We start from the raw sequence: 14,479 nt of genomic DNA on the forward strand, positions 1-14,479 counted from the left end.
TTGCACCGGAATTCCCGATTTCAAGGACACTCCAATGGCACCAAGAATGATGACCCGATCTCTCCTTCTCCTGCCCATCACGGCATTCACGCTGACTGCCAATGCCGATCTGGTAGTGCTTCAGTACCACCATGTCAGTGACTCGACGCCGTCCTCCACCAGTACGTCAGTGTCCCTGTTCCAGGGACAACTGGATATGATTGAGGATCTGGGGCTGGAGGTCGTTCCGCTTGAATCGGGAACCCGCGCAGCACTGGCGGGTGAGCTGAGCGACAGGTCCCAGGTTGCCATCACCTTTGATGATGCCTACGAATCCGTCTACTCACAGGCAGCGCCAGCCCTGCAAGAGCGGGGGTATGAGTACACCATATTCGTCAATACCGAGGCCGTGGGCAGCCATGGCTATATGACCTGGGATCAGTTGCAGGAAGTCAAAGACCGCGACGGCGTGACCATCGCCAACCACAGCAAAGACCACGGCCACCTCGCAAAACGCCCAGGTGAATCCGATAACGATTGGGAGGCACGTGTCGATCGCAGCCTGGATGAGGCCCAGGAAACACTCTCCGAAAAACTGGGGACCAACGTTCCGATGTTTGCCTATCCCTACGGCGAGTTTGACGACGCGTTATTACGCAAGATTGAGGCACGTGGCTGGCTCGGCTTTGGACAGCAATCCGGCGCCATCGGGGAGACGTCCGCCGCCACACGTCTGCCCCGATTCCCGGTGGCGAACGCCTACGGACAACTCAACAACCTTGAAGACAAACTACGTAGCAAGGCGCTGCCAGTCGATGCCAACAAGCTGCCGGACGGCGTTATCTCTGAGAACCCGCCCACCCTCGCTTTTACCGTACCGAACACCATCAGCGTCGACCGGTTGAGTTGTTTTGCCTCCGGCCAGGGGCGCGTAGACTTCCAGGTATCGGGTGGAGATAACGTCATTCTCAAGGCGCCGAGAAGCTTTAACAGCCGCCGTTTTCGCTACAACTGCACCCATCCGGCCCCCGATGGCAGCTATTATTGGCTGTCACAGCAATGGCTTGACCTGAGCCAGCCTGAAGACTGAACGTCACTCGCCAGCCCGGGAGAGACTGAGTTCACCGGTACGGGTGTGCGGGATGGCCTTGGGCCCGTACTTGTCCTCGATAACCGTCTGCCCCGCCAGATCCGCCCCGCGCGTGAAGATCACCATCCAACGCTCACCCCGGCTCGGGAACACCGGAATGTAAGCGTGAAGGTAGCCGTACTGGTACCAGGATTCAGGAACATAGCTGGCAACCAGGTCAGTCACGATTCGAACGGGGGCGAACGAGGCATCAAGAAACGCCACCGAGGGCACAAACATTCCTTCGTGGTTGAACGACCTGAGGTGGAGGATGAAATCGGTAATTTGCTCCGCCGGCGGCAGCCTGACCAGACGGTAATGGCTTTCACCCGTGCTGAATGAATGGCGGGGGGCCGTGTCACCCATGGACACCCCGAATTCACGACCTTCCTGCCATTGCTCAGGCTCCGACCGTTCCAGCGCCTGACAGCATTGCCCTGCCCACTGCTGGAAAAAACGTTCCTCTCCGGGATCGATTCCCAGGACAGCCATGGCTTCGGGGTCAGCATCTTTCGGCAGGCCCGGCAGCCCGACCGTTTCTCCCGGTTGGTGGATACTGGCCTCCGTCAGTTGAATCGGCGGCTTGATGCGCCCCTTCTCGACAGCGGTCCGGGTATCCGGCTGGTAATAGCTGACACGAATATTGCCCTGGGCATCACGCCAGGTGAAATAAGGCTTGGGTTCGCCCGGACGAACATAGCCGTCTTTTTCGAGCTGATTGGCATCGGGATAATTTTCGAGATTGAATTCTTCGTGGTACCCGCTGGAAGAAGCATCCCCGGAAGCCGACGAGTCAGCGGAGCCAGTTGGGGGAGCATCCTCAGCGTTTGCCTCCTTACCCTCGCCCTTATCTCTCTCACCGGTGCTCTGCGGTATTGGCGACTGTCTTACCCGCCCCTGCTCGTCCACCCAGGTAAAATAACCCTCGCGGCTGCCAGAGGCGTCGGGGCCAGACAACTGGCAGCCACTTATAATGACAGCCAGACAAGCGATAACCATAAAATGGCATTTGGACATCGGGGCAAAACACCCTGTTCGTAAACGCGTTTGCGTCAGAATTTGGTACGGAAACTGAGACCTGCCGTGACAACCCGTAGCGAGGTTTTCACATCCAGCCCCGCATAGGGGTTGTAGATGATATTGGTAATATTGTCACAGTTTAGGTTACAACTGCCGTTGGCAGGAACCGTTTCTATGGATTGCAGATAGCTCAGGTTCATGTCGATCTCAGTATCCTTATCCCACCGATACCCCATACCAATACTGTAGAGGTTTGCACCGCCGAACGGCGCCATAATCTGGCGCTGGTCGTCGGGAATTACCGAATCCCGGATTTCCATACCCGCGCGAAGGTCCAGACGGGACGACGCATGGAACTCCAGCCCAAAACCCCAGTTCCACTGATCGGTAAAACCGAGAGGCAACCTCAGTGTGTTGGGAGTGGCGTTCTGCGGTGACAGAATCCGCGCGGCGTTCAGGAATTCCAGGTTACGATCGAAGCGAAACACAAACGCGTCCCACTGCTTGTAGTCCGTCCAGCCAACATCCACATTGACCGTCAGCTTGGGATGGACATCCAAGCTGATGCCGGTCTGGAAATGCTGGGGATAGGTCAGGTCCATGGAGACGTTGCCCGCTTCCCTTGGGGCACCGGACGGCAAGCTCAGGATAGCCGAGGTGATGGCACCCAGCACCGAGCCGTTGACGCTCTGCCAGAAGCCGGACCAGTCGTCGGTGTACTCTATCTCGAAAGTACCCTTCATATTCATGTCGGCTTCGGAGGTATAACTCGCCCCCCAGGCGAACCACTCATTGGGTTCCCACATCACACCCAGCGCGTAGGTGGGTGACAGGGTTTCCTGCACGTTGATACTCAAGGCACCAATGTCGTCCCAGGGCCCGACATTACCCCCGCAAAGGGCCAGCCATGGCTGCAGAGGCTCATCCCCACTTTCGCAGTTGAAGGCATCCTGAAGTACCTCCGCAACGCCCAATAGCATGTTGGGGGCGCGCATGTATTGATCAGCGGCAACCCCCATATGCGACAGATGGATTCCGGCACCCACGGACCACTCGTCGTTGATCTTGTAACCAACGGTTGGCGACAGATAAGTTGTCCGCTGCAAGGCAGTTGCCTGTGGCATATAGCGCCCCGGGTCGTCCTTGTCGCGATAGAAGCCGGCGGCCAGGGGCAGGTAGAAGGCGTTGCCAAAGGTCAGTTTCGACCCGGGCGGGTTGATGCTGATACCGGCAGACGGGGCGACGGCGGGGCCAGGCGGCGCCCGCAATATGCCAAATCCCGGGAGATACAGGGCAACGTTGTTAGTATGGCTGTGTTTGTTTGCGACCGGGTCCCGCTGTTTGCCAGTGAGAGGGTCTGTTTCCAGGCCATCAATGCCGAAAATCTCGTAGCCATCCGGGGCGTGGAAATCGGCGTCAATGTCCAGGTAGACGCTCATCAGGTTAACTTCAAGCTGACGCCCATCCAGCTTGGTCAGCCCCGCCGGGTTGTAATGGATCGCCATAATACCGGGCGGATCGGCCGTCACGGCGTTACCCAGGGCCAATGCCTTGGGATGAATGGTCAGGTTCTGTGCCAGCTGCGCCTCGACACCACAGGTCACCGAGGCTGCCATAATGGCAGCGGCAATCTGTCTCTTGTGGCTGGTTATTCCCATGAAATCTTCCCTTCCCGTAAAACGTCAGAGGCTGAACTCACTCTTTGAGACCTGAAAATCTGATGGGCAGGGACACGCCCAGCGAGAAATCAGGTGCGTCTTCGGTAAGGCCAATACCAAGGCTGGTGTTCACGATGGTGGTATCACTCACGCGGGTACCCAGCGACATACTGAGGAAGCCACTCATCTGGTCCTGAGCAACGGCCTGAGTGCCATCACTGAAGGACAGGATGGTCTGGTCGCTGTAACTCAACTGGGCGGAGATGCTGAGGGAAATGTCGTAGGACAGCGAATAGGCGAAACCGGCGGAGCCGGAAAGCCCGAAGCCGGGTTCCAGTTCCTGTAACACCCTGGCGCCCCGGACTTGTTGGAGGTCCCTCTCAGGAAGGTTGTAGGTAGCGCTGGTAGACCCGAACACAACCACCGGGTCCAACACCTTTGAGAAACTTACGCCGCCGGCAACCGAATAGTAGCCGCTACCGGTGGACAGTTGCTCGTCTATATCAATCTCGTAGGGACTGACACCCGTCTTGGTTGTGAAAGTGCCGAAGACCGTCGTGGACATCTTGCCCGGCACGTAGGCAAAAGGCTGCCAGCGAGCGGTCGCGGAGATATCGCCAAAATCGTAGATGTTCAGTTCATCCTGGGTATCGTACTTAACCACCAGGGGTATCCGCGCACCGACAGTCAGGTTATCCAGCAGGCCATAATCGTAGGAAAACGCATTGGTGAAGTTGTGGGTCGCGGACGGCACCACATCGAGGTTGCGAACTGAACCGTCGGTGATCGCCAGGTCGAGACGCTGGTCACCGGTGTAGGAGTAATCGAACGAGTAGTTCAGGGAATGGGTGCCCTTCTTCTGCAACGAGTAGCTGGTCTCGGCTGCCTGGAACACCTCTTCCAACTGTTTGGATGAATCCTCGTCACCCTCCTGCCTGGCAAGTGCCTCCCTCGCCTCGTCTACGTTTCCTTCCTGCGACAATGCCATGGTTGGTAAAAGGCCAGTCACGGAAAAAAGGATAAAACCTCGCACTAACCAACGATTCATCCTGACTCCCTTATTTCTAATTGTATTGTTTCCTGTGTGCCGGCTTTGCGCCCGGCACGTTAATGGCGCCGGTAGAACAGCTGCTTCCGGGTATTCTCAACGCTGCCGTCCGGATTATTCTTCTGGCGTTCCAGCATGTTTCTGATCCGGCGTTCCGTGGATTCATGGAATTCGGGTAACTTCTGCAACGCCAGCAACGTCAATGTCTGGTCGTCCACAAACCGGAGGTCCTCCTCTTTCAACTCCAGGTAATCCAGCGGCTTGTCACTGCCGGGGAACACAATGAAGAGCACGTTGTCGTCCCAGCTCTCTTCAAACTGGGCGAGCGTGAAGGAGATATTGCCGACCGCCGGATCGGCCAGATACACCCGGCCGTCGCGGATGGTGCGCAGCACCACGAAGTGCTTGAAACCGGCGTGCTGGATGGGAACGATGGCCGGGTGATCGAGGTCAATCAGGTCATCAATCGTGGCGCGGAACCCGCCAGAGGGATAACCAAGGGCGGTAACGAGACGTTTCATGTCGAGCATGGAAAAGGCGCGGCGCTGCACAATCCGTTCACTCTCGCCGTAGTGAAGTAGCCCCTCCATGACTTGCCGCTCACCAAGGTTTCTACCGAGGTAGAAATTCAGAACCGTGGTCAAGGCGGCGCTACCGCAGCTGTAGTCGTAAGCCTGACGCACGATATTCCGGAACTTCTGCTCCACCAGAGGTTCCACCCGGGCGTCGGTTCTCAACTCAATGGGGCTGGTGTCGAAATCCTGCTCAATCACAATGGTGCCCTGTTCATAAGGCTCCACGACGACCGCCTCCTGGGCCATAGTGAAAGTGAGGATGGATCCGGCGAGTACCAGCAGCATGGTCAGACGAAGTCCCTGTTATTATTAGACATCACGTTTTCCGAGTTACATCTTGTTACGGTAAGATACCGAAATCGCTAACGCCTTAAAGATAACTGTGCCTCAAATCTGCCGCTGCAGAAGGGGCCCTCCCTGCCGGTTTTGAGAACTGGTTCATGCCCCTCAAATAGCGACAACGGGAAGTTGACGCAGAGGCACAAAGCCGGTATCACATTCTTTGCCACTGTCTGACACCAATTACTGAAGATCCTGATGACAACAACACTGAATCCGGGACAACTGACGTTCATCGCTGCCAAAAACCAGAGCCCACAACCACCACCCGCCCTTTTACACCGGGAAAAATTCAACGATCTTCTCCACGGCCTGGAACCGGTAAGCCTGCTGCTGGTGCATGCGCCCGCGGGCTATGGCAAAACCACCACGGTGGCGGACCGTCTTGAGGCACTGGAGGCCACCAGCGCCTGGTATCGCCTGGAGGTCGGCGACAACGACCCGGCCCGATTTGCAGGCTACCTGGCCAAGTCACTTGAGGTTGCAGCTCCCGGCAGCTGCAAGGCCACGCTGCGGAAATTGCAGGAGAAGGGGTACGACGATCTGGAGAGTTTTCTCACCGACCTCCTGGCCGAGCTTCCCTTGGACGGGCTGGACGGGGACCCGCTGTATCTGGTGCTGGACGACTATCACCTGATTGACAACGAGGTCATCCACAACGCGCTGCGCTTCCTGCTGCGGCATCAACCTGCCTGTCTGACGCTCGTCCTGATCACCCGGACGGTGCCCCCCATTGGCGTCGCGCAACTGAGGATGCAGGGACGGATGACCGAGATCACCTCACGGGATCTGGCCTTTGGTGCAGACGAAGCACAGAGCTACTTTGACAGCCGATTGCCGTTCGAGATTTCGCGGGAAAGCATCGAGCGGGCTGTCAGGCGGGTTGAAGGCTGGGTGTCGGCACTCCAGCTTCTGTCCGCATCGGCACTGACCAGCATCGAATTCAACGATTTTGTGGATCAGCTGGAGTACGGCAACCAGCACATCTTTGACTACTTTGACGAACTGGTTGGGCAGGGGCTGACGGAACAGCAGCGAACATTCCTGCTACGCACCAGCATACTGGACCGCTTCAACGCGCGGATGGTCATGCGGGTGATGGACGACAGCAATGGCCAGGCCCTGCTCAGCGGCCTTCTGTCCATGGGGCTGTTTATCACGCCCGTGGACAATTCCGCCCTGTGGTTCCGCTACCATCCGCTGTTTTCCGTCTATCTCCAGCACCTGTTGAGCTGCACCACCGAAGAAAACCGCCAACAGCTGCACCAACGGGCCAGTGACGCCTGGCTGGAACTGGACCACGCCGAAGAGGCCGCCCGCCACGCCATCGCCGCCGACGACGCGGACCGTATCACCCGCGTACTGACCATTCACGGCCGCAAGTTTTTCACCGAGGGCCAGTTTATCCTGCTGCAGCGTTGCCTCGACGCCCTGCCCCAGGATGTGATTGCCCAGGATCCGACGCTGACACTGCTCAGGGCCTGGGTGGCCCAGGGCCAGTACAAGTTTGACGAAGTTGAAAACTGGTTGTCGGCTGCGGAAACCCGTCTGGAAGCATCCATGACGGAAGACACCCAGCGCGCGGTGCATGGTGAATTCAGTGCCATTCGTGCCCAGGTCGCCATGAATTATGGGGATGGAGAACGTGCCCTGGCCCTCGCCCGCGAAGCCATCGACCAGGAAGCCCGCTACTTGCCCACCTCCCGGGTGGCGGCGGCCTCTGTCATTGGGGAAGCTCTGTTTGTCCAGGGCGAACTGGAAGAAGCCCTCGCCCGTATGCAGGAAACCGAACACCTCGCCCGGGCGCACCAGGCCCACCAGAACGTGCTCTGGGCACTGTGTCAGCAGTCTGAAATCAGCGTTGCGATGGGCTTGTTGCAGAAGGCCTACAACATCCAGGAACGGGGTTTCCAGTACGCCGAGGAAAACCACCTCAACCACCTGCCGATACTGGAATTCCTGTTCCGCATCCGCAGTCAGATCATGTGGGAATGGCACCATCTGGAAAATGCTGAGCGGTGTGCGCTCCAGGGCATCGAAATCCTGGAAGCCCAGGGCGAGCGCTGGTACGTGCAAAGCTATACATCGCTGGCCAAGGTGGCCCATGCCAGGGGCCGGCAAAGCCTGTGCGCGGACTACATCGCCAAGATGCAGAAAATGCTCGCCTCCGGTGACTATCATCTGGACTGGGTCGCCAACGCCCACGCCACCATGCTCGCCTACTGGGATGCGGTTCGGGACCGGGAAGCCATACAACGCTGGCTGACCATCGCACCGCCCGTCGACCCCACCACAGCGACCAACCACTTCAATCAATGCAACGGTCGCAACCGGGCTCGGGCGTACATGAGCCTGGGCCTGTACAGCAAAGCGCAGCCTCTGCTGACAGGACTGCAAGCCGTCGCGGAACAGGTGGGTCTTAAAACCGACCTCAACCGCAACCATATCGCGCTGGCGCTGCTTTACTGGGACACTGAAGACCGTGAGAACGCCCTGAAGCACATGGTCGCCGCGCTCCAACTGGCCAGCACCACCGGGGCCGTCGGCAGCTTCCTGCGTATGGGCAAGGTGCTGATCGTGATCCTGAAAGCGCTGATCAATGACGAAGCGATTGACGGAATGGAACTGCAGCGCGCCGAACGCCTGATCCAGCTGGCTCAGCAACAACGGGATTTCAGCCGCGCCATCCGGATTTCACTGGACGAAGCCATCATTCAGGATATTATCGACCGGCCTGATGTACCCGAACTGATCCGCACATCTCCCCTTACCCGCCGGGAATGGCAGATACTCAGTCTGATCCACGCCGGCCTGTCGAATGACCAGATCGCCGAACACCTGAAAGTCGCCTCCACCACGGTGAAGACGCACATTCGCAGCCTCTACCAGAAGCAGAACATCAGCCACCGGTCAGAGGCCATTGAACTGGCCAAAGACCTGCTCAGCAAGATTCAGGGGGAGTGATAGGGGTTCAGTCTTCGGCGCACTTCACGCAGACTGTGGTGTAGGGCAGAACCTGCAGGCGCCGTGGATCAATGTCTTCGCCGCAACCCTCACATTCGTCCCCGAGCCCTTCAGCAAGGCGTTCAAGGGCGTGTTCGATCTGGGCCAGCTCGTTGCGGGTTTCCGTCTCCAGTGAATCGACCACTTCGTCGTTCTGGGTCTGTACGGCCTGCTCTTCGAAGTCTTTCTCCAGCGCGCCACCCTGGCGATGCTGGTGGGCTTCATACTTTGACAGGCGTGCCTTAAGGTCGGCACGCAGGGTTTCCAGTTCCGATTTGCGATTACTCATTGGGTGGGGCCTCCCCCGTCGGTTCAATTCCGAATGGTGACTTAATACAGTAAAGCATAAGACAGACAGTCAATCGCAGCACCGCGTGGAATATGTCACTATTCCCGGCTTTATGATTAACGGAGAAACACACCATGCTCTACACCACGGTAGCTGCCCTGGCGGCTGCACTCGTTCTGTTCACCTGGCTCGGGCTGCGGGCTCGCCTGGCCGATGGCGGCCTGGATGATTTCGTGACGGCCCGCAACAGTCAGGGCGCCCGGGCACTCGGGCTATCCTTCCTGGCGTCGGGTATGGGAGGCTGGATACTCTTCGCGCCCCCGGAAGTTGGCGCCCTGGTGGGGCCGGTGGCATTGGCCGGTTACGCCCTTGGCGCCGCCCTGCCCTTTATCGTGTTTGCCTTCTGTGGCCCGGCCATCCGGCGCTACCTGCCACAGGGCCGCAGCATTGGTGAGTTTGCCCAAGCCTGTTATGGCTCATCGGTTCGCCGCTACGTGTCGCTGATCTCCGTGCTCTACATGCTGTGCTTCCTCACCGCCGAACTCACCGCCATCGGCGCCATCACCTCATTGCTGTCGGGCGTGAATGGGAACCTTGCGGTGCTTGGCGTGGCCGTTGCCACACTCATATACACCACCTGGGGTGGCCTGCGAGCCAGCATCGTCACGGACCAGTGGCAGGCGTTCCTGCTGATCGGGCTACTGGCCATTGTCGGATTCGTGGCAATGGACCGGCTACCGGAACTGCAAATGGCTGACGCCCCCTCCGCGCCAGTAGGCAGTGCCCTGGGCGTAGCCCTGACACTGGTGATCGCCGTAACCGCCGCTAATCTGTTTCACCAGGGCTACTGGCAGCGCCTGTGGTCCGCCCGCGATACTTCGGCGCTGCGCAGCGGCGCCCTGTTGGGCGGCCTGGTGACTATTATCGTGGTTGCCGTGGTCGGCGGCTTGGGCATTGCCGCCGCCATGAGCGGTGCAGATCTCGGATCTCCACCCATTCCTTTCTTTGCACTACTATCCGGCGCCCCCGCATGGCTGACCATTCCCGCCCTGGTACTGGCCCTCACATTAGTAGCCTCGTCCGTGGACACACTCCAGAACGCCCTGGCCTCCCTGGCAGTGACCGAAAAACGGGGGCTCTCCATCATATCGGCACGATGGGTAACCGTCCTCCTGATGATTCCCGTGGTAATAGTCGCACTCCAGGGCGTCTCGGTACTGAGATTGTTCCTGATCGCCGACCTGCTCTGCGCGACGGCGGTGATACCGGTATTGATGGGGCTGTGGAAGCGAATGACCACTACCGCAGCCGTATTTGGCGGCCTGGCCGGCCTGGCGGGGGCGATCATTCCTGGCTGGGTGACTGGTGGCAGTCTGACGGCGGGCCTCCTGGCCGCCAGCTTCCCCGGTGGCATCCCTACCTTGGCGCCCTTCCTTGGTGCCCTGGCCGCCTCCGCTGTGGTTAGCGTGGCGATAACGCTGGTTTGGGGGCGGAACAGGCACTGAGTACTCCGGTAGGAAATGTCTAACACACCAAGGCAATGGGGGCGTTATGCAGGGAGGGAAGGTGACATTCAAGGCGAGCCTGTGAAAGTAGTTTCAGTTTGTTCCGGCCCAGGCGTGCCTCCAACGGAGAGTCTTGTCGCCGCTTCGTTCTGACAAGACTGCCGCTGAAAATCAGCGTTATACAATACGAGGCAAGAAATGAACAAAGGAGTATTGACATTTTTCTGTGGAAAAATGGGGGCAGGTAAAACGACAAAGTCTCTTGAAGTTGCCCATGAGCGAAACGCCGTGCTGCTTTCTGAAGACGAGTGGCTTGCGTCAGTCTATCCGGATAGCATCAAGACACTGGAAGATTACGTAAAATATGCTGGTCGGCTCAAGCCTCAAATGAAGAAGCTGACTCAATCGATCTTGGCGGCGGGAACTAACGTAGTAATGGACTTTCCTGCAAATACAATTTCGCAACGAGAGTGGTTTAAAAGCATTTTCTCTGAGATCCAGGCCCCTCACGAGCTGATTTACATCGATCAGCCAAATGAGATTTGCTTGGGGCAAATCGCAAAAAGGCGAATAGAGCAGCCACAGAGAGCGGCAACTGATACGGAAGAGATGTTTGAGCTCGTTACAAAGTACTTTGTTGCCCCCACACCTGATGAAGGATTCAACACAATCATAATTACGGCACATGCACAATAATCGCAGGCACGGGGTGAGTCTATTCGTGAGGGGATGGATTCCCCCTAAAGGAGGTCTCCCGGCATGGATGTAAAAGGTTTAAATCGCGGCGCCTGCCATTGCGGCAGTGTCCAATTCGAAGTTGATCTTCCCGGTGGCTTTGAGGACTTGAGCCGTTGCAATTGCTCAATGTGCGCACGTCGTGGCGCTGTCGTGACCTCGGTTCCGTTAGATGCTTTCAGGATATTAAAGGGCGCGGAGAATTTGACGCTCTATCAGTTCAATACCAAAACCGCTGAACACTACTTCTGCGCTACCTGCGGGATTTATACACACCATAGACGGCGCTCAAACCCGAATCAGTTTGGGGTGAACGTGGCGTGTATAGAGGGGGTAAATCCCTTTGAGTTGGGCGACATTCCTACCACGGATGGCATCAACCACTCGTCCGATCGCCGCTAATCGCTGATTGCAGGTTAGTCCCGGCCTGGTGGCCGGGACTCGGTAGCCAATAACGTCCGTTCAACCAGACAGCAATTCGATCGGATAGCGGATAGTCGTCCTGTCGACACCCGGGCGGGCGCCGAAATCCACCAATCGCAGACGGTTGCAGATTTTCTTTTCAAGGGCTGGCTCGTTCAGGGTGGATTCCACCACCGAACAGCTTGAGACCGCCCCATTCTCTTCGATCACCAGTTCCGGCGTCACGCTGCCCTGCAGTGAGGGTTTGCGGCGCAGTTCGCGGTTGTAGATGCTGTAGATGGCCGATTTGTTGGCGTCCATGGTGCGACGGAGCTCTTCCCGGCTGCGCTTGCTGGCAGCGGCCTGCTGCTCACGCTCGGCGGCTTTCGCCTGGGCGACCACTTCTTCCGCTTCCTCTACCTGGGCTCGTTGCCGTTCCGCCAGCGCAACCTCGCGGGTTTCGCGGGTCAGGCCGGATTCATCCACGCCGGAGCTGCGACCGGTGTTGGCCCTCTGGGCCAGGGTATCGCCCGTCTTGCGGGCGATTGGTTCCGCTGTTGTCACCGTCGCCGGGGTATCCAGTTTGACGGATTTGCCCAGGGCACTCAGCTTGGAGAGCTCATCGCCCATGGCGAGGATACCGGTGTTTTTTGCCTTTTCCCGGGCTTTTTCGACATCCTGCTGTGTGGGCTCCGGCTTTTCAGCCACCTGGGGTTCCGGCTCAGGCTCGGGTTCAGGCTCTGGTGCCGGCGGCTGGGGCACTGGCTCGGGTTCCGCAACGGGTTGCTCTTCCGGTTCCGGCTTTTCGGGTTCAGGCTCTGGTTCTGGCGTTTTCAGTTCCGGGGGTGGTGGCGGTTCCTGTTTCTCAACAATCAGCTTCGCCAATTGCGGCGGCAGGGCTTCACGCTCTTTGCGATCCTGCTCCGGCAACTCAACCCAGGTGATGTACGCGGCTGCCACAAGGAACAACGGGACCACGAGGGTAGCAACCGCAAACAAGCGCTTGCGTTCTCCGACCTCCTGATTCCAGGGCAATCCCTGACGATACTCTGCCACAGCTAGGCTCCCTGCTCTGTTTTCTGGTTTACAGCCAGTGAAATACTGGCGTAGCCCGCGTCCACGCAGGTGGACATGATTTTCTTCAACAGTTCATAGGGCAGTTCGCGATCGGCAAGGATGGTGATGGGGCGCCCTGCATCCGGTGCCGGAGCACTGGAGCGGCTGGCCTGGTAGTCCAGCTCTTCCTTCAGGGCGGGCTCTACCTGACCACTAAAGGCCTGGAGCACGTCCCGCTTCATCACAACACGGCCGTTCACCAGGATATCGTTGTCCGTGACCGTCAGCGCGAGCACATCACCCGGGGGCTGCTGGGCACTGGAGTCCGGCAGCTTGATGGCGTTGTCCTGGTTCAGCACCTGCACATCGGAGGATGAATTCACCATCAGGAAGAACACCAGGATGGTAAAGATGTCCATCAACGACACCAGGTTCAGCTTGCTCTGTTGTTTGCCCCGCCGATGATGGCGCTTCAGGCGTTTGGCTTTCGCAGACTCTTTCATGACTGTTCAGCCCTCTTCGGTGCGTCGCCCAGTGAGATCTCGGGGAACAGCTCGGCCTCAACGACATCACCTGCGACAACCGCTTCGTAAGAGCGCACCTTGTCCATCACCGACACCAGCGTCTGATATGAGGTGTCGCTGGACGGCATAATGATGATGTTGCGTTTGTCCGGGAGCCTGCCCTTAAGCTCCTTCATGACCTTACCGAGCATCTCGAAGTCGTGGGCCGCTTCGCGGTTGGCAATGGTCTTGATCACGCCGCCCTGGTTGTCGGACACCACAAGCTGGTCTTCGAAAATGACGACCTGTAACTGGAGTTCTTTCTGTTCTTCAACGGAACTGCTATCCACATCTGGGAAGTTCAGCTCCAGCACGCTGGTGTGTGCAAACACCATATTCAGCAGCAGGACCGGAACCAGCACGATCATCAGGTTCATGAACGGTGTGATATCCAGGTCCGCTTCGCTGCGAAGCCGACGATGCTTACGCCTCATGGCTTTAGCTCCCTGATTGAACCGTTACGCCACTGACCCGGCGGGGTTGGCCGCACGGGAAGCAGGCTCTGCTGGGCGGGCAGCGGCGGCAGCCGGTGCCTGCGGCCTTGCGCCTGTTCCGTCGGTGATCAGGTTCAGCACCTTGATGCCGGCCATCTCGAAGCTGTCGATGATTTCGTTGGTCTTGGTCTGGAGCACTGAGTGGATCAACAGCAGCGGGATCGCAGACATCAGGCCGAAGGCTGTCGTGTTCATCGCTACGGAGATACTCTGGGACAGCAGGCTCGCCTTTTGAGACGGGTCCGCCGCGGCAACCGCGGTAAAGGCCGCGATCAGGCCGATGATGGTGCCGAGCAGGCCCATCAGCGTGGAAATGTTGGCCAGCGTGGACAGATACTGGGTACGCTTCTCGAGGCGGGGCATGACTTCCAGAAGCCCCTCTTCCATGGCGTACTCGATCTCTTCCCGGGACTGGCGACGGGCCAGGCGCTGGAGGCCGAAACCGATCATGGAGGCCATGGCACTGCCAGACTCAGTAGCGTAGTTCAGCGCGCCCTTAAGATCCTTACCACCAATCATGTGGTGCAACCGGTTGAAATCACGACGATTAGTGATCTTCTGGGCAGACAGGTATATGTAACGTTCAGCGGCAACGATGAGTCCGATAATCAGCACGATGGCGATCGGATACATGAAAAAGCCACCTTCCTGGAAGAAGCGAACGGCAGTTTCAATCATTTTCAG

At 58.1% G+C, this 14,479-nt stretch carries 14 protein-coding genes; 5 read left to right on the top strand and 9 right to left on the bottom strand.

Annotation, left to right across the window (positions count from 1 at the left end; translation table 11 throughout):
* The first annotated feature begins 46 nt into the window (after window positions 1-46).
* Window positions 47-1,069 (top strand): polysaccharide deacetylase family protein, encoded by a 1,023-nt coding sequence (locus tag ACTRWH_RS10875; RefSeq protein ID WP_085681993.1) that lies wholly within the window; start codon window positions 47-49, stop codon window positions 1,067-1,069.
* A 3-nt stretch (window positions 1,070-1,072) separates the two neighbouring features.
* Here ACTRWH_RS10875 and ACTRWH_RS10880 read toward each other — a convergent pair whose 3' ends face one another.
* The 4 genes from ACTRWH_RS10880 to ACTRWH_RS10895 all read right to left on the bottom strand — a co-directional run bounded on the left by ACTRWH_RS10880 (window position 1,073) and on the right by ACTRWH_RS10895 (window position 5,694).
* Window positions 1,073-2,065: a MalM family protein gene (locus ACTRWH_RS10880; protein WP_462826399.1), complete on the bottom strand. Its 993-nt coding sequence runs from the start codon at window positions 2,063-2,065 to the stop codon at window positions 1,073-1,075.
* Between the two features lie 95 nt (window positions 2,066-2,160).
* Complete coding sequence (locus tag ACTRWH_RS10885; RefSeq protein ID WP_075196246.1) at window positions 2,161-3,786, bottom strand: OmpP1/FadL family transporter; 1,626 nt, start codon at window positions 3,784-3,786, stop codon at window positions 2,161-2,163.
* A gap of 37 nt (window positions 3,787-3,823) precedes the next feature.
* Complete coding sequence (locus ACTRWH_RS10890) at window positions 3,824-4,834, bottom strand: hypothetical protein (RefSeq protein WP_041334221.1); 1,011 nt, start codon at window positions 4,832-4,834, stop codon at window positions 3,824-3,826.
* A 59-nt stretch (window positions 4,835-4,893) separates the two neighbouring features.
* Window positions 4,894-5,694 (bottom strand): C39 family peptidase, encoded by an 801-nt coding sequence (locus tag ACTRWH_RS10895; RefSeq protein ID WP_085680181.1) that lies wholly within the window; start codon window positions 5,692-5,694, stop codon window positions 4,894-4,896.
* A 252-nt stretch (window positions 5,695-5,946) separates the two neighbouring features.
* Between ACTRWH_RS10895 and malT the strand changes: the two genes are divergently transcribed.
* A complete protein-coding gene (gene malT / locus ACTRWH_RS10900; RefSeq protein ID WP_085680179.1) occupies window positions 5,947-8,712 on the top strand; it encodes an HTH-type transcriptional regulator MalT in 2,766 nt (921 codons plus the stop codon).
* A gap of 7 nt (window positions 8,713-8,719) precedes the next feature.
* Here malT and ACTRWH_RS10905 read toward each other — a convergent pair whose 3' ends face one another.
* Window positions 8,720-9,040 (bottom strand): TraR/DksA family transcriptional regulator, encoded by a 321-nt coding sequence (locus ACTRWH_RS10905; RefSeq protein ID WP_041334219.1) that lies wholly within the window; start codon window positions 9,038-9,040, stop codon window positions 8,720-8,722.
* Window positions 9,041-9,174: 134 nt separating this feature from the next.
* Between ACTRWH_RS10905 and ACTRWH_RS10910 the strand changes: the two genes are divergently transcribed.
* From ACTRWH_RS10910 to ACTRWH_RS10920, 3 genes are all read left to right on the top strand, one after another.
* Window positions 9,175-10,545 carry a sodium:solute symporter family transporter gene (locus ACTRWH_RS10910; RefSeq protein ID WP_085680177.1) on the top strand — a complete coding sequence of 457 codons (1,371 nt, stop codon included), beginning with the start codon at window positions 9,175-9,177 and terminating at the stop codon, window positions 10,543-10,545.
* A gap of 198 nt (window positions 10,546-10,743) precedes the next feature.
* The gene (locus ACTRWH_RS10915; protein ID WP_041334213.1) at window positions 10,744-11,241 is read left to right on the top strand and encodes a P-loop nucleotide/nucleoside kinase family protein; all 498 of its coding nucleotides are present in this window, start codon (window positions 10,744-10,746) and stop codon (window positions 11,239-11,241) included.
* A 63-nt stretch (window positions 11,242-11,304) separates the two neighbouring features.
* Window positions 11,305-11,682, top strand: a complete 378-nt coding sequence (locus ACTRWH_RS10920) for a GFA family protein (protein ID WP_075196250.1) — start codon at window positions 11,305-11,307, stop codon at window positions 11,680-11,682.
* A 60-nt stretch (window positions 11,683-11,742) separates the two neighbouring features.
* Here the strand turns inward: ACTRWH_RS10920 and ACTRWH_RS10925 are convergent, their stop codons facing one another.
* Genes ACTRWH_RS10925 through ACTRWH_RS10940 form a run of 4 tightly spaced genes read right to left on the bottom strand, consistent with a single transcriptional unit; the run spans window position 11,743 to window position 14,473 of the window.
* Window positions 11,743-12,738, bottom strand: coding sequence for an AgmX/PglI C-terminal domain-containing protein (locus ACTRWH_RS10925; RefSeq protein WP_085680173.1), 996 nt, complete (start codon window positions 12,736-12,738; stop codon window positions 11,743-11,745).
* Between the two features lie 2 nt (window positions 12,739-12,740).
* Window positions 12,741-13,241 (bottom strand): ExbD/TolR family protein, encoded by a 501-nt coding sequence (locus tag ACTRWH_RS10930; protein ID WP_041334208.1) that lies wholly within the window; start codon window positions 13,239-13,241, stop codon window positions 12,741-12,743.
* Complete coding sequence (locus ACTRWH_RS10935) at window positions 13,238-13,735, bottom strand: ExbD/TolR family protein (RefSeq protein ID WP_085680171.1); 498 nt, start codon at window positions 13,733-13,735, stop codon at window positions 13,238-13,240. Before ACTRWH_RS10935 ends, ACTRWH_RS10930 begins: the two co-directional genes overlap by 4 nt.
* Before the next feature lie 24 nt (window positions 13,736-13,759).
* Window positions 13,760-14,473 (bottom strand): MotA/TolQ/ExbB proton channel family protein, encoded by a 714-nt coding sequence (locus ACTRWH_RS10940; RefSeq protein ID WP_041334205.1) that lies wholly within the window; start codon window positions 14,471-14,473, stop codon window positions 13,760-13,762.
* Window positions 14,474-14,479: the final 6 nt, after the last annotated feature.

The sequence above is a fragment of the Marinobacter sp. G5_S1_61_S3 genome, from assembly GCF_054968585.1.